Annotated in this window: 19 protein-coding genes and 2 tRNA genes; 17 read left to right on the top strand and 4 right to left on the bottom strand. The window is 67.2% G+C overall.

Annotation, left to right across the window (positions count from 1 at the left end; genetic code table 11):
* Positions 1-10 precede the first annotated feature (10 nt).
* Together rnpA and rpmH are read right to left on the bottom strand one after the other, a co-directional pair.
* Positions 11-352 (bottom strand): ribonuclease P protein component, encoded by a 342-nt coding sequence (gene rnpA, locus RF646_RS07920; protein WP_035962805.1) that lies wholly within the window; start codon positions 350-352, stop codon positions 11-13.
* A 28-nt stretch (positions 353-380) separates the two neighbouring features.
* A complete protein-coding gene (gene rpmH, locus RF646_RS07915; RefSeq protein ID WP_035962803.1) occupies positions 381-518 on the bottom strand; it encodes a 50S ribosomal protein L34 in 138 nt (45 codons plus the stop codon).
* 458 nt (positions 519-976) lie between these two features.
* Between rpmH and dnaA the strand changes: the two genes are divergently transcribed.
* The 11 genes from dnaA (at position 977) to RF646_RS07860 (ending at position 13782) form a co-directional block, all read left to right on the top strand.
* Positions 977-2605, top strand: a complete 1629-nt coding sequence (gene dnaA, locus RF646_RS07910) for a chromosomal replication initiator protein DnaA (protein WP_167317866.1) — start codon at positions 977-979, stop codon at positions 2603-2605.
* Between the two features lie 600 nt (positions 2606-3205).
* Positions 3206-4330, top strand: coding sequence for a DNA polymerase III subunit beta (dnaN, locus tag RF646_RS07905; RefSeq protein ID WP_144997575.1), 1125 nt, complete (start codon positions 3206-3208; stop codon positions 4328-4330).
* A gap of 4 nt (positions 4331-4334) precedes the next feature.
* Positions 4335-5582, top strand: coding sequence for a DNA replication/repair protein RecF (gene recF / locus RF646_RS07900; RefSeq protein ID WP_167317867.1), 1248 nt, complete (start codon positions 4335-4337; stop codon positions 5580-5582).
* The gene (locus RF646_RS07895; RefSeq protein WP_064845489.1) at positions 5579-6172 is read left to right on the top strand and encodes a DUF721 domain-containing protein; all 594 of its coding nucleotides are present in this window, start codon (positions 5579-5581) and stop codon (positions 6170-6172) included. Before recF ends, RF646_RS07895 begins: the two co-directional genes overlap by 4 nt.
* 239 nt (positions 6173-6411) lie before the next feature.
* Entirely contained in the window at positions 6412-8481 is a 2070-nt protein-coding gene (gene gyrB, locus RF646_RS07890; protein ID WP_085107213.1) for a DNA topoisomerase (ATP-hydrolyzing) subunit B, read from the top strand.
* Between the two features lie 74 nt (positions 8482-8555).
* Positions 8556-11282, top strand: a complete 2727-nt coding sequence (gene gyrA, locus RF646_RS07885) for a DNA gyrase subunit A (RefSeq protein ID WP_368835669.1) — start codon at positions 8556-8558, stop codon at positions 11280-11282.
* Positions 11279-11761 (top strand): DUF3566 domain-containing protein, encoded by a 483-nt coding sequence (locus tag RF646_RS07880; protein ID WP_035962792.1) that lies wholly within the window; start codon positions 11279-11281, stop codon positions 11759-11761. Before gyrA ends, RF646_RS07880 begins: the two co-directional genes overlap by 4 nt.
* A 92-nt stretch (positions 11762-11853) precedes the next feature.
* Positions 11854-11927 (top strand) — tRNA-Ile (locus RF646_RS07875).
* Between the two features lie 49 nt (positions 11928-11976).
* Positions 11977-12099, top strand: a complete 123-nt coding sequence (locus tag RF646_RS07870) for a hypothetical protein (protein WP_255359867.1) — start codon at positions 11977-11979, stop codon at positions 12097-12099.
* 53 nt (positions 12100-12152) lie between these two features.
* Positions 12153-12225 (top strand) — tRNA-Ala (locus tag RF646_RS07865).
* A gap of 261 nt (positions 12226-12486) precedes the next feature.
* Positions 12487-13782 carry an Nramp family divalent metal transporter gene (locus RF646_RS07860; protein ID WP_064845492.1) on the top strand — a complete coding sequence of 432 codons (1296 nt, stop codon included), beginning with the start codon at positions 12487-12489 and terminating at the stop codon, positions 13780-13782.
* A 201-nt stretch (positions 13783-13983) separates the two neighbouring features.
* On the opposite strand, the gene RF646_RS07855 is transcribed toward RF646_RS07860, so the two are convergent.
* Positions 13984-14889 (bottom strand): hypothetical protein, encoded by a 906-nt coding sequence (locus tag RF646_RS07855; protein ID WP_098053827.1) that lies wholly within the window; start codon positions 14887-14889, stop codon positions 13984-13986.
* Between the two features lie 167 nt (positions 14890-15056).
* Here RF646_RS07855 and RF646_RS07850 point away from each other — a divergent pair, with 167 nt between their 5' ends.
* From RF646_RS07850 to RF646_RS07830, 5 genes are all read left to right on the top strand, one after another.
* Positions 15057-15602, top strand: coding sequence for a peptidylprolyl isomerase (locus tag RF646_RS07850; RefSeq protein ID WP_064845494.1), 546 nt, complete (start codon positions 15057-15059; stop codon positions 15600-15602).
* Positions 15603-15705: 103 nt separating this feature from the next.
* Positions 15706-16464 (top strand): rhomboid family intramembrane serine protease, encoded by a 759-nt coding sequence (locus tag RF646_RS07845; RefSeq protein WP_368835668.1) that lies wholly within the window; start codon positions 15706-15708, stop codon positions 16462-16464.
* A 509-nt stretch (positions 16465-16973) separates the two neighbouring features.
* Positions 16974-18224, top strand: a complete 1251-nt coding sequence (locus RF646_RS07840; protein ID WP_144932786.1) for an MFS transporter — start codon at positions 16974-16976, stop codon at positions 18222-18224.
* 17 nt (positions 18225-18241) lie between these two features.
* Positions 18242-19240, top strand: a complete 999-nt coding sequence (locus tag RF646_RS07835; RefSeq protein ID WP_368835667.1) for an amino acid--tRNA ligase-related protein — start codon at positions 18242-18244, stop codon at positions 19238-19240.
* Positions 19241-19373: 133 nt separating this feature from the next.
* Positions 19374-20048, top strand: a complete 675-nt coding sequence (locus RF646_RS07830; protein ID WP_064845497.1) for a DedA family protein — start codon at positions 19374-19376, stop codon at positions 20046-20048.
* On the opposite strand, the gene RF646_RS07825 is transcribed toward RF646_RS07830, so the two are convergent.
* Positions 20032-20409: a hypothetical protein gene (locus RF646_RS07825; RefSeq protein WP_368835666.1), complete on the bottom strand. Its 378-nt coding sequence runs from the start codon at positions 20407-20409 to the stop codon at positions 20032-20034. The genes RF646_RS07830 and RF646_RS07825 overlap by 17 nt on opposite strands.
* A 140-nt stretch (positions 20410-20549) precedes the next feature.
* Here RF646_RS07825 and RF646_RS07820 point away from each other — a divergent pair, with 140 nt between their 5' ends.
* Entirely contained in the window at positions 20550-21806 is a 1257-nt protein-coding gene (locus tag RF646_RS07820) for an MFS transporter (RefSeq protein ID WP_368835665.1), read from the top strand.
* The last annotated feature ends 46 nt before the right edge of the window (positions 21807-21852 follow it).

Genomic DNA, 21852 nt, shown 5'->3' with positions numbered 1-21852 from the left:
AGCGGGGAGGTCATCGCGCCTTGCGCAGCGCGGCATGCAGGGCGTCGCGGTAGTCACGCCCCAGTTCGTCCCACCCTGCCGCGGCGGCCGCGGGCAAAGCACGGACGACGACGTCGAGCCCGGCCGGGTGTTCGCGGACGGTCACGGCAGCGAGTTCACGCAGGCGGCGCTTCACCTTGTTCCTGACCACGGCGTTACCCACCGCCTTGGAGACGATGAACCCCACGCGGGACGCTTGCTCCGTGGTGCTTCGCACGGATACGACGACGTTCCGGCGGCCACTGCGGGCGCCGGAACGTACGGTGTCTGAGAACTGCGCCGAGGTCCGCATCCGATGCCTGGTGGGCAGCACGACGCGAACCTCGCGAGTTGACGATGAGTTAGGCCGACAGGCTGGCGCGGCCCTTGCTGCGGCGGGCGCCGATGATGGCGCGGCCGGCACGGGTGCGCATGCGAGCACGGAAGCCGTGCTTGCGAGAGCGGCGGCGGTTGTTGGGCTGGAAAGTCCGCTTGGGCATTAGTCACTCCACGAGGTTGGACAACGGCGCGCCAACTGCGACGGATCACAGGGGACGCACGCGGTACGTATTTGGGGGCATGCGGACGCGCAGAAATCGCAATCCTACACGCACAAGACTGATTCACAGTAGTCAAAAGGGCCACACCGGTCAAATTGCCGCACACTACGATCGGCGGTCCGGTGGGCTGCCGGACGGGCGGCCGCGTCCTTCCACAAGTGTGTACACCGCCTCCCGGGAGCATGTGGAAAAGCGCCGGATCACACCCCGCCGGAGCGAGTTATCCCCAGGTGGGAACTACACAGTTGTAGTTCTGTGCACCGGCTCCAACGGGCTATGACGAGCCCGGAACCATGCTCTAGGCTGAGGTTTGCGGCCGCCCCCACGAAGTTATCCACCGCTGTGTACAAGTCTGTGGAAAACTGGGGCTTCCCCGTATCTCACGTCAGGAGTCGTTCATGCAGCAGGACAACAGGGCTTTGCTCGAGCAATGGGCAGAGTGCGTCCGCGTCATGAACGAGAACCCGCGGGTCACGGGACGGGCACGCGGGACCATCGCGGTGTGTGAACCCCGCGGCCTGATGGGCACCACGCTGCTGATCGCGGTCCCGAGTGAGGCCACGCGGGAATTCCTACAGAACCGCCCCATGTCCGAGATCCTGGACGAGAGCGTGGGCCGGGTCCTGGGAGCGGACACGCTCGTGGCATTCGTCGTGGACCCCGAGCTCGAGGTCCAGCCGCCCACCACGCGCGCCGCGACCGACGCACGGTCCTCCGACCGCACCATCCCCTCGCTCAACGAGCTCGAAGCCGAACGTACGCCCGGGTCCTTCCAGCCCGCTCCCGGCCGCGATGCGCCGTCGGGCGAGAGCGTCTCGCGCTCCCCGGCCGGCCTGGCAACCACCGAGCCCGGCGACGGCGCCGGCGAGTACGACGATCTGCCCCCGCGCCGCCTACCCGAAGCCGCGCCCCCGGTGCCGCAACAGCGCGAGGTGCTCAGCACCGGCAACGGTTCGGACACCAGCCCGGCGGATTCGGAATGGGACAGTTCCGCCCGGCTGAACCCCAAGTACGTCTTCGACTCCTTCGTGATCGGCCAGTCGAACCGGTTCGCCCACGCCGCAGCCTTCGCGGTCGCAGAGACCCCCGCCAAGGCATATAACCCGCTGTTCATCTACGGGGATTCGGGTCTCGGCAAGACCCACCTGCTGCACGCGATCGGGCACTACGCCAAGCGGCTCTACCCCAAGCTGCGCGTGCGGTACGTGAACTCGGAAGAGTTCACCAACGACTTCATCAACTCCATCCGCGACGACGAGGGCTCGTCCTTCAAGGGCATCTACCGCAACGTGGACCTGCTGCTGATCGATGACATCCAGTTCCTCGCGGGCAAGGAGCACACGCAGGAGGAGTTCTTCCACACCTTCAACGCGCTGCACAATCACGAGAAGCAGATCGTGATCACCTCGGACATGCCGCCCAAACAGCTCACGGGATTCGCCGAGCGGATGCGCTCCCGCTTCGAGTGGGGACTGATCACGGACGTGCAGCCGCCCGAGCTCGAGACCCGGATCGCGATCCTGCGCAAGAAGGCGATCAGCGAGGGGATGGACGCCCCGGACGATGTCATGGAGTACATCGCCTCCCACATCTCCACCAACATCCGCGAACTGGAAGGGGCGTTGATCCGGGTCACGGCCTTTGCGTCCCTCAACAAGCAACCGGTGGATCTCCCGCTCGCAGAGCTCGTGCTGAAGGATCTGATCACCGACGACGGGGGACAGGAGATCACCGCGGCCTCGATCCTGGGGCAGACCGCTGCGTTCTTCAACATCACCCTGGACGAGCTGAAGTCCAAGTCCCGCACGCGCACCCTGGTGACCGCGCGCCAGATCGGCATGTACCTGTTGCGGGAACTCACGGACATGTCCCTGCCCAAGATCGGTCAGGAACTGGGCGGGCGGGACCACACCACGGTCATGCACGCGGACCGTAAGATCCGCACGCTCATGGCCGAACGCCGGCAGATCTTCGATCAGGTCACGGAGCTGACCAACCGGATCAAACAACAATCGCGCGAGGGCTAAGACCCGCCCCGATCACGCGATACCCGGAGACGGGCCCTCGGAACACGGTTCCGGGGGCCCGTTCTTCTTGTGATTCGTCCACAGGCCGAGCCCGCGGATCCACTGCTTTCGCCGCCCACGGTGCACAGGAAAATTCGGGGGTGTGGACGCGCTGTGCACAGTCCTGCTCAACGCCGTGTGGAAAAATCTGTGGACAACGCAGAACAGGCGGTGGACAACCGCCGCGCATCGGTGGGCGAGCCTGTGGAATCCGCGGAATCACGCGGAAGTTGTGCACTCGGCACGCACAAGGCAATCCACAATCGTCCACACCGGATCAACACCCTCGAACCGCGGGATTCCTGAGGAACAGGCAGTTATCCACAGAGTCCACAGGGGTTATTAACACTTCTACCCCTTAAGAAAAGATCGACCGAATAACAAAAATCCGGTCCTCCCTGACCGAACGGGTCCCCGGGATCTCTGTAATTACAAGAATCCAGGAACCGCCACGGGCGGATCCTGTCCGAACCCGACGATCCGGGGGGTTCGGATGACGTCCTCGCAGCCGGATACCATGCAGACAAAACACTTCGGTTCCGAACCAAAGAGGGGCACCCCGTGAAGTTCTCGGTCGAGCGCGACGTACTGGCTGAAGCAGTCACCTGGACTGCCCGTTCGCTGTCACCGCGGCCTCCCGTCCCCCTGTTGTCCGGACTGCTCATCAAGGCGGAGAACGGTTCGCTGTCCATCGCAAGCTTCGACTACGAGATCTCCGCGCGCCTGACCATCAGCGCGGACGTCCTCGAGGAGGGCACCACCCTGGTCTCCGGCCGTCTGCTCGCGGACATCTGCCGCTCGCTGCCCTCCGCTCCCGTGCAGCTCGAGGCCGACGGCGGCAAGGTCACCCTCACGTGCCGTTCCGCCAAGTTCAACCTCGCGGCCATGCCCGTGGACGACTATCCCCAGCTGCCCGGACTGCCAGACCTGTCCGGCGTCGTGGCCGGGGACGAGTTCGCGCACGCCGTGGCACAGGTCAACATCGCGGCGTCCAAGGACGACACCCTGCCGATCCTCACGGGCATCCGCATAGAGATCGAGGGCGAGAAGATGACCCTGCTGGCCACCGACCGCTACCGGCTGGCCATGCGGGAACTGACCTGGCGGCCCTCCGATCCCACGATCTCCACGGCGGCCCTGATCAAGGCCAAGACGCTCAACGACATCGCCAAGACCCTGGGATCCTCCGGGGACGTGAACATCGCGCTCGCTCAGAACACGGAACTCGTGGGATTCGAATCCGGCGGACGACGCACCACGAGCCTGCTGATCGACGGCGAGTACCCCAAGATCCGCTCGCTGTTCCCGGATCACACACCGATCACCGCCGTGGTGAAGACCTCGGAACTCGTGGAAGCGGTGCGCCGCGTGTCCCTCGTAGCCGAACGCAACACCCCCGTGCGGCTCGCGTTCAGCGAGTCCCGGGTCGCGCTCGACGCGGGAACCGGGGAGGACGCCCAGGCGTCCGAAATTCTGGACGCCCAGCTCAACGGGGACGACATCACCGTGGCCTTCAACCCCACCTACCTCTCCGAGGGACTGCACGCGTTCGACTCCGACTACGTCCGGTTCTCGTTCACGGCCCCTCCGAAGCCGGCCGTGCTCTCGGCCCAGAGCGAGCCCGACGGCGAGGACAGCGTGGACTACAAGTACCTGCTCATGCCGGTGCGTCTGCCCAACCAGTGATCGTGTGTTCGTAGACCACCTGTCGCTCGCCAACTTCCGGACCTACCCCGGTCTGGACCTCCCACTTGCCCCGGGTCTCACGGTGTTCGTGGGATCCAACGGTGTGGGCAAGACCAATATCGTGGAAGCGATCGACTGGGCCGCGACCCTGGGCTCCCACCGCGTGTCGGGCAACGGACCGCTCATCACCACGGGATCGGACCAGGCGATCATCCGGGTACGCGTCAACCGCGGGGGACAGCGCACGGTCCTCGAGTACGAACTCAACGCCGCGCGGGCCAATCGCGTGCGGATCAACCGGGCGGCCCCGGTCCGCGCCCGTGAGGCCCTGGGGACCCTGCACACCGTGTTGTTCTCCCCGGAGGACCTGACCCTGGTTAAGGGGGATCCATCCCACCGGCGGCGGTTCCTGGACGATCTCGCCACGGCCATGCGGCCGGTGCTCGGTGCCGCGCGCTCGGACTACGACCGGGCGCTGAAGCAGCGCAACGCCCTGCTGAAATCGGCGCGGCGCTCCCGGGGGTTCTCGGACTCGGATCGTGCGACGCTCGCGGTGTGGAACGACCAGCTCGCGCGCGCCGGCGCGGCCGTGATGGGTGCGCGGTTGCAGTTGCTCAAGGCTTTGGAGCCCGAGGTGGACCGGGCATACCAACAGCTCACGGACGGACCCAAGCACGTGTCCCTGGGCTACGAGAGCTCGTCCGTGGCACCCGGTGCCGATCAGGAAGCGCTCGAACACTTCTCGGTCACGGACCTCTACGAGCTCATGATGAATGCCTTCGAGCGCATGGCACGTCATGAGCGGGATCGCGGGATCACCCTGGTGGGACCGCATCGGGACGACCTCGTGATCCGGCTGGGCGACACCCCCGCCAGGGGCTACGCGTCCCACGGGGAGACCTGGTCCACGGCCCTGGCCCTCCGCCTGGGCTCGTGGTATGTCCACCTCGCCGACGATCCGGCCCGGGGTTCGGCGCCCGTGCTGATCCTGGACGACGTGTTCGCGGAACTGGACGCGCGCCGTCGACGCCGCCTGGCCGAGCTCGTGCGGCAGGCCGAGCAGGTGCTCGTAACCGCCGCGGTGGACGAGGACCTACCCGCGGCGCTGCTCGAGGACTCGCCCACGGTGATCGAGGTAGAGCCGGGGGCGGTATGGAACCGCGCAGCGTCGTCGGCCGAGCCCGAGCCCGAGTCCGGACCCGAGCCCGGGTCCGGCGGGAACCAGAACGCTCCCCAGGCGGAGCAGCCGTGAGCGAGCCCGTGCATCGCGACGTCGTGGACGCGGCGGCCGTGGCCCTGCAACGGGCCCGGAAGGCCGCCCGCGACCGCGGGGACACGCCCCTGTCCAAGGCGGCCGCGGCCAAGAACATGCGCGCTTTCGGCACGGCCATGGAGGAGGGAACGGGCTCCCCGGCATTGCGCGCGCGGGACCGCTACGGCGTGGATCCGCGGCAGCTCGGGGGCTTCTCGGGACCGGGGCGTTCCGCGCGGGACCCCCGAGCGCTGTCCACCGTGGTGGACGCGCTGATGACCCACAGGGGCTGGAAGACGCCCGTGAACGTGAGCAGTGTGCTCGCGGACTGGCCGTCCCTCGTGGGGGCGCGCAACGCTGAGCACACGTGGCCCGAGAGTTTCGAGGACACCGTGGTGCGCGTGCGCTGCGACTCCACGGCCTACGCGACCCAGCTGCGGTTGATCCAACCCCAGATCATCAGGAAGTTCTCGGACAAGCTGGGGGAGGGGATCGTCACGCGGCTCGAGATCCACGGTCCCGTGGGGCCGAGCTGGAAACGGGGGCGCTGGTCGGTGCAGGGCAGGGGGCCGCGGGACACCTACGGGTGAGCTGAAAGCGCCAAAAACGCGCCAGAAGCGCGCGAGGCGCACCGCACCCCGAAAATGGGTCCACCCAGCGCGGCGGGGCTCCGGGGCGTCTGCGGGCCGTCCAGCGCTTCATGCGGTAGAATGGGAAGCCAAAGATCTTCCCGTCCCGCCAGCCGATGAGCCGCGAGCCGTCTCATCGGCTGTATTCATATGGGCCGGGTGATGATCGCCATCGATTACGCAGGAGGACCGGAGACCCCGTGGCTACAGAGGATCCCCTACAGCACGAGTACGGTGCGAGCGACATCACCGTTCTGGAAGGCCTCGAGGCGGTCAGGAAGCGCCCGGGGATGTACATCGGTTCCACTGGCCCCCGCGGCCTGCACCACCTGGTCTACGAGGTGGTCGACAACTCCGTGGACGAGGCGCTCGCGGGGTACTGCGACCACATCGAGGTGACCCTCCAGTCGGACGGCGGCGTGCGCGTGAGCGACAACGGCCGCGGCATCCCGGTGGACATGCACCCCACGGAGGGCAAGCCCACCGTGGAGGTCGTGATGACCATCCTGCACGCCGGCGGCAAGTTCGGCGGCGGTGGCTACGCCGTGTCCGGCGGTCTGCACGGCGTGGGCATCTCGGTGGTCAACGCCCTGTCCCGGCGTGTGGACACCGAAGTCCGCCGGCAGGGCTACGTCTGGCGGATGAGCTTCGCGAACGGCGGCCACCCCCAGGGTGAGCTCGAACGCGGCGAGCAGACGGACGAGACCGGGACCACCCAGGTCTTCTACCCGGACCCCGAGATCTTCGAGACCGTGGACTTCGATTTCGAGACCCTGCGGGCGCGGTTCCAGCAGATGGCGTTCCTCAACAAGGGTCTGCGGATCACGCTCACGGACGAGCGCGTCACGGACGAGACCGGTGAGGAGATCGCGGGGGAGTCCCCCGTGGACGCCTCCGGTCCGGTCGAGGGACAGGACGGAGGGACGGTCGGCGCGGACGACGCCGCTGTCCACGCCCACGCGGGCGCCCGCCGGGTGGTCTACTGCTACGAGCACGGGTTGCTGGACTACGTCACGTTCCTGAATTCGGCCAAGAAGGTCGATCTGATCCACGACGACGTCATCTCGCTCGAGGTGGACGACCCGGACAAGAAGATGTCCCTGGAGCTGGCCATGCAGTGGACCACGGCGTTCAACGAGTCCGTGCACACGTACGCCAACACCATCAACACCCATGAGGGCGGCACCCACGAGGAGGGCTTCCGCACCGCGCTGACCACGCTCATCAACCGCTACGCGCGGGAGAACAGGCTGCTGCGCGACAAGGACGACAACCTCACGGGCGAGGACGTGCGCGAGGGGCTCACCGCGGTGATCTCGATCAAGCTCGCGGAACCCCAGTTCGAGGGGCAGACCAAGACCAAGCTGGGCAACTCGGAGGCCAAGACCTTCGTTCAACGCGAGATGTTCGACCTGTTCGGGGCGTGGTTGGAGCGCAACCCCAACCCCGCCAAGGACATCATCCGCAAGGCGATCTACGCGTCCCAGGCGCGGTTGGCCGCGCGCAAGGCACGCGAGACCACACGACGCAAGGGCCTGCTGGAGTCCGGGGGCATGCCGGGCAAACTCAAGGACTGCTCGTCCAAGGACCCCACGGTCTCCGAGATCTACATCGTGGAGGGTGACTCCGCGGGTGGTTCCGCCGTGCAGGGCCGCGATCCCGCGCACCAGGCGATCCTGCCGCTGCGCGGGAAGATCCTCAACGTGGAGCGGGCCCGGTTGGACCGGGCGCTGTCCAACGCGGAAGTGCAGTCCATGATCACAGCCTTCGGCGCGGGGATCGGTGACGACTTCGACATCGAGAAAGCCCGCTACCACAAGATCGTGCTCATGGCGGACGCGGACGTGGACGGTCAGCACATCACCACCCTGTTGCTCACGCTGCTGTTCCGGTTCATGCGTCCGCTCATCGAGCACGGGTACGTGTACCTCGCGCAGCCGCCGCTGTATCGCATCAAGTGGTCCAACGCGCCGCACGACTACGTGTTCTCGGACGCCGAGCGCGATGCCGCCCTGGCCAAGGGGCTGGCGGAGAACCGCCGGCTGCCCAAGGACAACGGCATCCAGCGCTACAAGGGCCTCGGCGAGATGGACTACACCGAGCTGTGGGAGACCACCATGGACCCGGAGCACCGCACGCTGCTGCAGGTCACCATGGACGACGCCGCCGCGGCGGACCAGGTGTTCTCGGTCCTCATGGGCGAGGACGTGGAGTCCCGCCGCGAGTTCATCCAGCAGAACGCGAAGGACATCCGCTTCCTGGACATCTGAGCATGTGACGCCCGGAATATTCCGGCGCGAGTATGAACGATGATCCCGGGGACGAGAGAAGGAAACAGCAACCCATGAGTGACGAGACGCAGGACGGCAACGGCCCCGTGGACCCGCAGGACGCACCCGAGGCCGGCGACGGCGTCGTGACCGACGAGGTGGCGATCACGGGCGACCGCGTGGAGCAGATCGATCTCCAGACGGAGATGCAGCGCTCCTACCTGGACTACGCCATGGCGGTGATTGTGGGGCGCGCGCTGCCGGACGTGCGGGACGGTCTCAAGCCCGTGCACCGGCGGGTGCTCTACACGATGTACGACGGCGGTTACCGCCCCGATCGTTCGTTCAACAAGTGCGCGCGCGTGGTGGGCGACGTGATGGGCAACTACCACCCGCACGGTGACTCCGCGATCTACGACGCCCTGGTGCGACTGATCCAGGACTGGATCATGCGCTACCCGCTCGCGCTGGGGCAGGGCAACTTCGGTTCCCCCGGTAACGACGGCGCCGCGGCCCCCCGGTACACTGAGACCAAGATGGCGCCTCTGGCCATGGAGATGGTCCAGGACATCCACGAGGACACCGTGGACTTCCAGGACAACTACGACGGTAAGCAGCAGGAACCCGTGGTGCTGCCCGCGCGGTTCCCCAACCTGCTGGTCAACGGCTCCTCCGGCATCGCGGTGGGCATGGCCACCAACATCCCCCCGCACAACCTGCGCGAGGTCGCGGACGGCGTGCAGTGGTACCTCAAGAACCCGCACGTGGACCGCGAGACCCTGCTCGAGGAACTCATCAAGCGGATCAAGGGTCCGGACTTCCCCTCCGGGGCGCAGATCCTCGGCCACAAGGGCATCGAACAGGCCTACCGCACCGGTCGTGGTTCCATCACGCAGCGCGCGGTGGTCAGTGTGGAGGAGATCCACAACCGCACGTGCCTCGTGGTCACGGAGCTGCCGTACCAGGTCAACCCGGACAACCTGGCCATCAAGATCGCGGACCTCGTCAAGGAAGGGCGGGTCCAGGGCATCGCCGACATGCGCGACGAGACCTCGGGGCGCACGGGTCAGCGGTTGGTGATCGTGCTCAAGCGGGACGCCGTACCCAAGGTCGTGCTCAACAACCTCTACAAGCACACGCAGTTGCAGGAGAACTTCTCCGCGAACATGCTCGCGCTCGTGGACGGGGTGCCCCGGACGCTGTCCCTGGACGCGTTCGTGCACCACTGGGTCACCCACCAGATGGAAGTCATCGTCCGGCGCACCACGTACCGCCTCAAGCAGGCGCAGGAGGAAGCGCACATCCTGATCGGCCTGCTCAGGGCCCTGGACGCCCTAGACGAGGTCATTGCCCTGATCCGGCGCTCGCCCACCGTGGAGCAGGCACGCACCGGGCTCATGGAGCTGCTCGAGATCGACGAGGCCCAGGCCCAGGCGATCCTCAACATGCAGTTGCGCCGCCTGGCCGCGCTCGAACGGCAGAAGATCCAGGACCGGCACGCCGAGCTGCAGCGGTTGATCGCCGAGTACGAGTCGATCATCGCGTCCGAGGAGCGTCAGCGCGAGATCATCTCGGAGGAACTGCAGGGCATCGTGGACCACTACGGTGACGACCGCCGCACCGAGGTGCTCTACGGCTTCGACGGGGACGTCTCCATGGAGGACCTCATCCCGCAGGAGCAGGTGGTCGTGACCATCACGCGCGACGGCTATGTCAAGCGAACCCGCGCGGACGAGTACCGCGCCCAGCACCGAGGTGGCCGCGGCATCAAGGGCGCGCAGTTGCGCGGCGACGACGTCGTGGAGCACTTCTTCGTGACGAGCACCCACAACTGGATCCTGTTCTTCACGACCCTCGGGCGCGTCTACCGCGTCAAGGCCTACGAGTTCGTGGAGGCCGGCCGGGACGCCAAGGGCCAGCACGTGGCCAACCTCATGGAGTTCCAGCCCGAGGAACGCATCGCCCAGGTCATGGAGCTGCACTCCTACCAGGACGCCCCGTACCTCGTGCTCGCGACCCGCAACGGGTTGATCAAGAAGTCGCGGCTCACGGACTACGACACCAATCGTTCCGCGGGCGTGATCGCGATCAACCTGCGCGAGAACGACGAGTTGGTCTCGGCCATGCTCGTGAACACCGACGACGACGTCATGCTGATCTCGCGCCTGGGCCAGTCCCTGCGGTTCACCGCTGACGACGACGCCCTGCGCCCCATGGGTCGCGCGACCTCCGGTGTCACGGGCATGAAGTTCCGCCCCGGGGACGAGTTGCTCTCCGCCAACGTGGTCAGCGACGACTCCTACGTGTTCGTGGTGACCGAGGGCGGCTACGCCAAGCGCACGAGCGTCCAGGAGTACCGCGTGCAGGGCCGCGGTGGCCTGGGCATCAAGGTTGCCAAACTCGCCGAGGTCCGCGGTGGCCAGGTGGGCGGGCTGATCGTGGGCGAGAACGACGAGGTGCTCGTGGTCATGGAGAGCGGCAAGGTCGTGCGCTCCAACGTGAGCGAGGTCCCCGCCCGCGGCCGTGACACGATGGGTGTGATCTTCGCCAAGCCGGGTCCCAACGACGCCATCGTGGGGGTCGCCCGCAACGCCGAGCGGGAGATCGAGAAGGAGGTCGCGGAGGAGGATGCCGCCGAGGCCACCGGGCCGAGCGACGTCGCCCCCGGCTCCGCGATGGACTCCCCCGAAGCCACGACCGCGGACGTCCCCGCGGGCCAGGACGGTGCCGACGCCGCTGCGCCGGTCGGTGACGACGATGCAGTAGCGTTGGAGCACAACGACAACGGAGGTGACGCATGAGCGCGAGCTCAGCCTCGAAGGCGGGCCAGCCCGTGAAGACTTCTTCCCCCCAGAAGCCGTCCCCGCAGAGCGCCAAGAGCTCCGGCAAGGGACTCGTGCGACCCGCCCCCCGGGCCAAGGTGCGCCGCGCACGGCTCGTGGTGTCCAAGGTGGACACGTGGTCCGTGCTCAAGCTGGCCTTCCTGCTCTCCGTGGCGCTCGGGATCATCACGGTCGTGGCGTCCCTGGTGCTGTGGATCGTGCTGAGCCTCACCGGGTTGTTCGACGGGATCAACGAACTGCTGTCCATGCTCGGCGGCAGCGCCGGGGGAGCGGACATCAAGCGGTTCCTCTCGCTCGGCAACGTGGCCCTGTTCGCCACGATCATCTCCGTGGTCAACGTCATCCTGCTGACCGTGCTGTCCGTGCTCGGGGCGCTCGTGTACAACATCGCGGCGTCCCTGATCGGGGGCATCGGGGTGACCCTGACCGACGACTGATCCCGCGGTCCGCCCGATTTTGTGCGGCGGATGAAACTCCGGTAAAGTCTTGGCGTGGCCGATCAGAGGACGATTCTGGCGGTTCACGCTGAGGGCGTATAGCTCAGACGGTTAGAGCGCTTCGCTGATAACGAAGAGGTCCCAGGTTCAATTCCTGGTACGCCCACCCATCGAATTCCCGCCAACCGCGAGATGATCTCGTTCGGAGGGTCCCCATGAAGGCACGAATCGCAGCCCTGGCTGCACTGGCCGGCTTGTCCGTGGCAGCCTTCAAGTCCTGGCGCGAGGCGGAAGCCAAACGAGAGGCGTGGAATTCGGCCGTGGACCCCGTGGACTGACCGTCCCGGTACCGCGATCCGCGTTCTGCAGGATCAGCACCACAATTGAACACGGGGCCTTAGCTCAGTTGGTAGAGCGCCGCCTTTGCAAGGCGGATGTCAGGAGTTCGAATCTCCTAGGCTCCACATCCGAGAACCCCCGGGGACCGCAGCGCCGGTCCCCGGGGGTTCCTTCGTGCCGGGCCTGTTCCTGGTCCGTGCTCATCCGCTTTCATCCGGTTCGTCCTGGCCCGGTTCCTCCTGTCCCCGGCCTTGCGTGCGCGTCCCCGGTCCCCGGCGGGGACACACCATCCATACTTCGCCACCGAAGGAGTGTGGCGCACCCGGCGTGAAAGACTGCATGAGCACAACTGTGACCTGATTCATGCCCGAAGTGTGGAGCCCCCGATGCGCGACAAGACCCCGCTGCAACCCCTTCCGTCCATCGACCCCGATGAGTCGTTGGAGAAGGTCAAACGGTGGCAGCTGATCGGTCCCGGTCTCGTGGTGGCGGCCACGGGCGTGGGTGCCGCGGACATGGTGGCCACGCTGACCGCCGGCTCGCGCTACGGCTACACCCTGTTGTGGGCGGTCATCGCGGGCACGATCATGAAGATTGTGCTCGTGGAGGGCGCCGGTCGGTACTCGCTCGCGAGCGGGCGCACCATTTTCGAGGGTTGGCGCTCCCTGGGCCGGTGGACGTCCTGGTACTTCGGTCCGTACATCCTGATCTGGGGATTCGTGTACGGCGCCACGGCCATGTCCTCCTCCGCCCTGCCGCTCGCCGCGCTGTTCCCCATCCTGCCCCTGTGGGCGTGGGCCATCCTCATGGGCCTGATCGGGTTCGTGATCGTGTGGGCGGGGCGCTACGCGGTGATCGAGAAGATCACCGCGGCCATGGTGGGGATCATGTTCCTGGTCATGGTGGGGCTCGCGATCATCACCCTGCCCAATATCCCTCAGATGCTTACCGGGCTGATCCCCGTGATCCCGCAGGGCGGTGTGGTCTACACGCTCGCGTTGGCCGGCGGCGTGGGCGGCACGATCACCCTCGCGGCTTACGGTTACTGGCTGCGGGAGAAGGGCTGGCACCAACCGCGGTGGATGCGCGTGATGCAGCTCGACAACACCGTGGCCTACACCGTGACCGGTATCTTCGTGCTCGCGATGCTCGTGGTGGGTGCCGAGGTCCTCTACTCCGCCGGCTATGCCATCAGCGCCGGGGACAAGGGCCTGCTGGACCTGGACCGGGTGCTGCGCGACCGCTACGGGGACGTCATCGGCATCGCGTTCCTCGTGGGGTTCTGGGCGGCCTCGTTCTCCTCGGTGGTGGGTGTGTGGTCCGGGGTGTCCCTCATGTTCGCGGACTACTGGGGCAACATCCGCAAGAAGCCCAGCGGCCACCCGGACACCCGCAACGGCGGGAAGTACTTCAAGTTCTACCTGCTGTGGCTCACGTTCCCGCCCATGCTCCTGCTCCTGTTGGACCGGCCCGTGTTCCTCATCCTGCTCTACGGCGTGCTCGGGGCACTATTCATGCCGTTCCTGGCGGTCACGCTGCTGGGACTGCTCAACACGTCCCGCACGCCCAAGCGCTGGCGCAACGGTGTGTTCACCAATGCGGTCCTGGTGGTCTGCGCCGTGCTGTTCATCATCCTGGGCGTCTACCAGATGTGGGACACGGTCTCCGACATCTTCTCCTGAGTCCCACCGCACGGGCCGCGGGTCTCCCGGCGCGGCCCGTGCGTTCGCAGCGAACGACTCATGCGTTCCTTCCATGTAGCCCGTGCGCTCGCCATGCACGGGTTCGTGTGTTCATTCCGGTACGACGACGGCGCCGCACCCCCGAAGGGATGCGGCGCCGTCGTCGTGCGGGTCACGCGCGGTCGACGCGCGAGAACCGGCTCAGTGCTTGGGATCGCCCGGGTTGTGCTTGGAGCGGTTGTCCGGGGTGCCCATGTCGTCCGTCTTGGAGCCCTTGATCTGCTCCTTGACCTCGTTCACGGTCTGCTTGGCGTCCTCGGCCACGGACTTCACGCTGTCCGAGGCGCGGTGGGCGGCCTGGGACGCGGTGCCCGCCTTCTGGGCGGAGGAGGTGGGGTCCTTGACGTCGTCCACCTTCACACCGGTGCCGGCGGCGACCGTGGAGTTCGTGTTGACCGGGGAAGCCGATACACGCGGGGAGGCCGTGACGGGGGTCTTCCAGGGGTCCTGCACCGGGCGGGACGCGCGCCACGCGGCCACACCGGCCACGCCACCGGCGGCGAGGAGACCGAGGAGCAGCAGACCCTTGTGGCCACCCTGGGCCTTCTTCTGCTGCTTGGCGTATTCCTTGGCCGAGTTCTTCGCGGCCTTCTGGATGCGCTTGACGGTCTTCTTGTCACCGGTCAGCTTGGCCACGAGGGCGTCGAACTGGTCCGAGGTGTCCGCGTGGGCGACCTTGGAGGCCAGCGCGGCCACGGCGCCGGAGTACTTGTCCTGCGCCACGGCACGGCCCTCGGCGGTCTTTTTGGCGGCCTTCGCGGCCATGGGGGCGGCGGCAGCGGCACCGGCGGCCTTGGCCTTCTCGCCGCGGTGCTTGATGTCCTCACCGAGGTTCTGCGCCTTGCCCAGACCGTCCTGGACGTAGGGACCCGTGGCCTCCACACCGCTCGCGAGGGCGGACGCACCCGCCTGCACGCCGTGCTGCAGCTTCTCCCCGAGCTCCCCGATCTCGCTGGAGAGCCAGTCCCCAGCGCTGACGACCTTGGACTCGGCGTTCTTCCTGGCGTGCTCGGTCTGCTTCTGGGCCTTGCTCTTGAACAAGCTCATTGTGTGTCCCTCCTACAGTGGTGACCGTAAAAATCTCCACCTTCAGCATACGGTCTGACAACCCCGGGATTCCCGGGGAAAAGCGACACCCCAGCCCTTTTCACTGTGCGCTGAACACCTCGGGAGCGTTCTGCCGGCCCCGAGGACGCCGTGCCACAATGTGAATCATGACTTCCGCTATCGCCACGCACAAGGCCACCATCCACACCAACCACGGGGACATCGTGGTGGACCTTTTCGGCAACCACGCGCCCAAGACGGTCAAGAACTTCGTGGGTCTCTCGGACGGCACCCAGGAATGGGCGGACCCCCGCACGGGTGAGAAGCAGAACGGCCCGCTCTACAAGGACGTCGTCTTCCACCGCATCATCAAGGACTTCATGATCCAGGGCGGGGACCCGCTGGGCCAGGGCATCGGTGGCCCGGGCTACAACTTCGACGACGAGATCAGCCCTGAACTGAACTTCAACGCCCCGTACATGCTGGCCATGGCCAACGCCGGTACCCGCAACGGCCGCGGCACCAACGGCTCCCAGTTCTTCATCACCACCGCGCCCACCACGTGGCTGCAGGGCAAGCACACCATCTTCGGTGAGGTCGCGGACGACGAGTCCAAGAAGGTCGTGGACGAGCTCAACAACGTGCGCACCGGCGGCCAGGACCGTCCCGTGGAGGACTGCGTGATCACCTCCATCGACATCGAGAAGCTCTGACCCGCAGCTTTCACGCCCGGCACGAAGCCCACCCGGTCCCCGGGTGGGCTTCGTCCGTATTCGAGCCCCGTCCAGCCGCCCCGCCCACTCCCGGAGGATGACCATGACCCACCACCCCGACGACCCGCCGGATTACGGACGGTCCGCCGGCGCCCCGGACGCTCCCGCCCCGTGGAGCGGCGTGCCCGTTCCCGCCCCGCGGTACGGGCAGTACGTCCACGGTCAGCAGTCCGCCCACCCGGGTGGCGCGCCACGCGGCGGGTACGACGGCGCTGCGCCGCGCCGTCGTCGCAGCCCCCAGCGCGTCGGGGGCATGCCCGTGACGTGGACGCTCATCGGGATCTGCGTGGTCATGTGGGGCCTGCAGTGGCTCACGAGCCTGTTCACGCCCTATAGCCTGACGAGCATCCTGGGATACGCTCCCTCGCTCACGGACACCCAGCCGTGGCGGATGCTCACGAGCGGTTTCGTCCACGCGATGCCCTCACCGCTGCACCTACTGCTCAACATGTACACGCTCTATCTCTTCGGTCGGATGCTCGAGCCGCTGCTGGGGACCTGGCGGATGGCCGTCCTGTTCGTGGTGTCCGTGCTGGGCGGATCCGTGGGAGTGCTGTTGCTCGGTAATCCGTGGGTGCTCGTCATCGGGGCGTCCGGCGGCGTCTTCGGGCTCTTCGGCGCCATGTTCGTGTTCATGCGCCACTTCAAGAACAACATCACGCCCATCGCGGTGTTGATCGCGATCAACCTGGCTTTCGGTTTCCTGGTGGGCGGCATCGCCTGGCAAGCGCATGTGGGCGGGTTGATCGCCGGTGGTCTCGTGGCGCTCGCCATGCTGCCGGGGCTGCGTCGCCGACTCTGACCGGGCCCGGCCGCAAGCAGGGAAAGCTCTCCCGTTCCGCCGGATCCGGGTCGGGGATCGCGCTCTGATCCGGGCGTCCCAATGGCTGTCCACAGGGGTTGTCCACACCTGTTAACAACTTACAGATGTGTAATTCCACAACTGTGAACACCCCTGTGGATACCGCGACAGCGCGCTAGGACTGCCCCGTAGGGGACATGTCGATCGCGATATGCACAAGGTTCTCCACACCTGTGGATAACTTTCGTGCACGGGGTGGGGACAGTTCATGATCGTGACCTCACCCACACGTGCGCGGGCTCGTGAATAAATCGCGCGTGCACCGTGTTGTAGTAATCCTGTGCCCGCCCGGGTGCTGCCCGAATGGTCCGCCCGCGCGGTTCACCCGCTACGAGCGCCTGCGCGGTGCGCTGTCATAGGCCACGGACCGATCGCCACGGCCTCTCCGGCCACTCGCCCGCATCCCTCTGGGGAGCTCCACCTGCGAATCCTCGAAAGGTCGCGCGTCCATGACCCAGTTGACCCCCGCCCGTCGCAGACTCGCGCTGTTCGCCCTGGCTCTGGGCGGTTTCGGCATCGGCTGCACGGAATTCGCGTCTATGGGACTGTTGCCCCAGATCGCCCAGAACCTCCTGCCCGATCTCTACGGTGCGTCCTCCGAGACCGGGATCGCACGCGCCGGGTGGCTCGTGAGCGCGTATGCCATAGGTGTCGTGGTCGGGGCCCCGGTCATCTCCTTCTTCGCCGCGAAGTCCTCCCGCACCACGATGCTGCTCGTGATGGCCGCGGCACTGCTCATGGGCAACCTCGCCTCTGCAATCGTGCCCACGTTCGAGTCCCTCCTGGTGATGCGGTTCCTCGCGGGTATTCCCCATGGCGCATACTTCGGTCTGGCGTCCCTCGTGGCCGCCACCGTGATGGGTCCGGGGAACCAGGCCAAGGGTGTGGCACTTGCTTTATCGGGGCTCACGGTCGCCAACGTCGTAGGTGTCCCCGTGATGACGGCGGTCGGTCAGGCCTACGGCTGGCGCATGGCATACGTCGCGGTGGCCGTGGTCTTCGCGGTCACTGCGATCGGCGTGTGGCTGACCGTCCCCCACCAGGACCGGGTGGTCGGAGCGAACCGGCGCCGTGAACTGCGGGCGTTCCGGCTGCCGCAGGTGTGGATCGTCATGGGGATCGCGGGGATCGGTTTCGGCGGGTTCTTCGCGATCTACAGCTACCTGACCCAGATGAGCCGTGAGCTGGCGGGGCTGTCCGGCGCCGGCATCCCGTGGTTGCTCGCGGTCGTGGGAATCGGCATGACCCTGGGCAACATCCTGGGCGGGATCAGCGCGGACCGCAGTGCCCGGCGCACCATGGCCGTGGGTTTCCCGGCCCTCACCGCGGCACTGTTGCTCGTGGGGGCGCTCGCGGGATCCCCCGTGGGGATCTTCGTGGCCGGGTTCCTCATGGCACTGGCCAACTCGTTCATCATGCCCAGCATCCAGAGCTGGCTCATCACGGCGGCGGGGCCCGCCCAGCTCATGGGCGCATCGCTCAACCACGCGGCGTTCAATGTGGCCAACTCGATCGGGGCCCTGCTGGGCGGTGCGGTGATCTCCGCCGGTTTCGGCTACCGCTCCCCGGCCCTCGTGGCGGCCGCGCTGGCCGTGATCGGAGGTCTCCTCGCGCTCGCGGGTGTCAAGCGCCAGAAGGCGGACCGGCGGCGTCGGCTCGAGGCCGGCCTCCCGGTGACGGCCTCGCAACAGGCCGTCTGACGCCCCACCCGCGCGGGATGGACCTGTTGCGTCAGCGCTCGCTCGCGGTGGACACCGTGCGCCGCGTGTTGACCGGGCAGGGCTACCGCGAGGTCGAGACACCGGTGCTGAACACGGTGCACGGTGGGGCCTCGGCGCGCCCGTTCCGCACGTACATCAACGCGTACGGGATGGACCTCACGCTGCGGATCGCACCCGAGCTGTACCTCAAGCGACTGCTCGTGGCGGGCAGCGGGCCCATCTTCGAGGTAGCCCGCAACTTTCGCAACGAGGGCGCGGACGCGACCCACAACCCGGAGTTCACCGCGCTCGAGGCGTACCACCCGTTCGCGGATTACACGGTCATGCGCGAGCTGACCGAGACGATGATCAAGACGGTGGCCCAGGCGTTGCACGGTACCCAGGTGCTGCCCCTGTACGACGTGCACAACCCCGACGCCGTGCCCGTGCTGACCGACGTGTCCGGGCCGTGGCCCGTGATCGCCGTGACGGATGCGGTGAGCAAGGCGGTGGGACGGCGGATCTCGATCGATTCGGACTTCGAGACCCTGCTCGCAGTGGCCGCGCAGCACGACGTGGAGATCGGTCCGGGCATGGGCCCCGGGGCGGTGCTCGAGAGCCTCTATGAGGAGCTCGTGGAACCGCACACCGTGTTCCCCACGTTTTACTGCGACTTCCCGGAGGAGACCTCCCCGCTGACCGCACGCCACCGCTCCGAGCGCGGGCTCGTGGAACGCTGGGACCTGGTGGTCAACGGCATGGAACTCGGTACGGCGTACTCCGAGCTGACCGACCCGGTGGTCCAGCGCCACCGGCTCACGGAGCAGTCGCTCAAGGCCGCCGCGGGGGACCTCGAGGCCATGCGGGTGGGCAATGATTTCCTGGACGCCCTGGAGGTGGGCATGCCCCCGGCCGGTGGCATGGGGATCGGGCTGGACCGGTTGGTCATGCTCATGACCGCCACGACCATCCGCGACGTCCTGAGTTTCCCGTTCGTGAAGCCGCAGCAGCCGTGATCGCGCCCCGCGCGACCCCGGTTGCGGGCACACCCACGGGACGAACGAGCTACCCCGGGCGAGCGCCGTCGTCCGGGGAGGAACAGGACCGTGGTGCGCGGCACCCGGCCCACGAGGAGAAGAGTGGGTCACCATGACGCTTGAACTGCTGCACACCGCGGGAACGCTGATCCCGCAGCTGCCACCGCTAGGCGATCCCGCCCAACTGCTCGAGCAGCTGGGGCCGTGGGCGCTCGCCGGGACCACCCTGATGGTGTTCGTGGAATCGGGGCTGTTGTTCCCGTTCCTGCCCGGGGACTCCCTGCTGTTCACGGGTGGACTGCTGCACGAGGCGTTGCAGGTCCCGCTGTGGCTCATGATCCTGGTACCGTTCATCGCGGCGGTCGCGGGGGACCAGGTGGGCTACTTCCTGGGTAACCGGTTCGGCCGGCGCTTCTTCTCCGACGACGCCCGGTTCCTGAAGACCTCCTACCTCAACCGCACGGAGGACTTCTTCCTGCGCTACGGCGGCAGGGCGATCGTGCTCGCGCGCTTCGTCCCGATCATCCGCACGTACGTCCCGCTCGTGGCGGGCACGGCGCGCCACCCGTACCGCCGCTTCGTGGGGTGGAACGTCCTGGGTGGCTTCCTGTGGGTGACCATCATGGTGGTGGCCGGGTCCCTGCTGGGCGGGATCCCGCTGATCCGTGACCACGTGGACCTGATCGCGATCCTGATCGTGGTGATCTCGGTGATCCCGGTGGCCCTGCAGATCCTCAAGGGGTTCCGGGACCGGGGACCGCAGGAGAGTGCTACGGGACGATCGTGAACTTGACGTGGCCGTCCCCGCCGCGTTCGACGATCCGCAGCACCTCGCCGGCCTCCTCGAACGGGTATACGGGGCCCAGGCAGTAGTCCACGGTCACCTCGCCGTCGTGGATGCGGCGCACGGCCTTGTGGAAGGATACGAGACCGGGCTCGGACCGGGCGGCCACGGAGGCCAGTTCCTCGTCCGGGACCCGGACCGTGTGCGCCCCCAGCTCCCGGGCGATCCGCAAGCGTGATTCCTGCTTGTCCGAGACGATCACCTGCTCGAAGCCCCGGCGCAGCGCGTCCTGGAGGAAGAACAGATCCGCGAAGCCCGCACCCATGATCACGCACGTGCCCGCGTGGCCTCCGGGGTCGGTCACTGCTCGGTCAAGATGATCCCCTTCTCGAGGACATGGGTTGCGCGCACGATGACTCCTCCACGGCGGGGACGGACAGGCTTCCGTCCTCACCGTATGGCACCGGTGTGGTCCCCGTGACAACGTACCGGTAACCTGTGCGGGTGAAACTTCCCCGGGCCCTGCGGCCGTTCTCGTCACGTGCGTACACGGTGCTCGCCGTGGCCATGTGCATGAGCGTCTTCGGCTCCGGGTTGTGGGCCGTGGCCCTCGTGGCGCGGGTCATGGCGCTCGGGGGTTCCGCGGTTCAACTGTCCCTCGTTATGGCCGCCGGCGCGGTGGGCATGGTGTGCTTCGTGCTGCTCGGCGGGGTCACCGCGGACCGCCTGCCCCTGGGAGTCATCCTGCGGTGCGTGGAGGTCACCAACCTGGTCACGGCGTTGACCATCGTGATCCTCACCTGGACCGACACCCTCGCGCTGTGGCACCTCGCGCTCGCCGCGTTCGTCTTCGCCGGCACCGTGGGGTTCTTCTACCCCGCCTACTCCGCGGCCCTGCCCAGGATCCTGCCGCCCGATCAGCTGCTCGCGGCCAACGGCGTGGAGGGCACGGCCCGCCCCCTGCTGCAGATCGCGGCCGGGCCCGCGGTGGGCGGGGTCCTCACGGGCCTGGCCCTCCCTGGGGCGTCCGTCCTGGCGATCGCGGTGTGCCACGCGATCGCGCTGTCCTTCATGCTGCGGTTACGGATCCCGGAGCGCGAGGTCACCGGACCGATCCCTGCGGTGGACACCGCCCGGCCCTCCGTCCTTCGCGATCTCGTGGACGGGTTCCGGTACTGCGTGCGCACCCCGTGGTTGCTGTGGACGCTCTTGTGGGCCATGAGCGCGGTGTTCCTGTTCATCGGCCCGCTCGAGGTGCTCGTCCCGTTCCTGGTGGTGGACCGGCTGGGCGGATCGCTCGCGAGTTACGGCGCCATGCTGGGGCTGTACGGCGTGTCCACGGCCGTGGGCTCGAGCATCATGGCATCAGTGCAACTGCCCCGCAAGTACCTCACGACCATGATCTGGCTGTGGGGTTTCGGCACCCTGCCGTTCGGTCTGGTGGGTAGCACCGACTCGTGGTGGGTCATGGCGGCGGCGCTGTGCATCTTCGGGGCCACGGGTGGCGCGGGTCAGGTCATCTGGGGCACGCTCCTGCAACGGCGGGTGCCCGGGCACATGCTGGGGCGGATCTCGTCCCTGGACTTCTTCGTTTCGTTGTCCCTCATGCCCATCTCCATGGCCGTGGCCGGACCCGTCTCGCAGGCGCTGTCACCGGAAGCGATCTTCTGGGGTGTCGCACTGCTGACCCCCACGCTCGGCGTGGTCGCGGTCGTCGTCGGGCGGATGTACCGGGATCAGGCCGCCCACCCCTTGCGGTGATCCTCGCGCGCGTGTCCTGAACGGACGACGCCGCCGCGGTGCCCCT

This window comes from Kocuria sp. CPCC 205261, from assembly GCF_040981025.1.
GTDB lineage: Bacteria > Actinomycetota > Actinomycetes > Actinomycetales > Micrococcaceae > Kocuria > Kocuria marina.
This window is presented reverse-complemented; position numbering and strand designations above follow the sequence as displayed.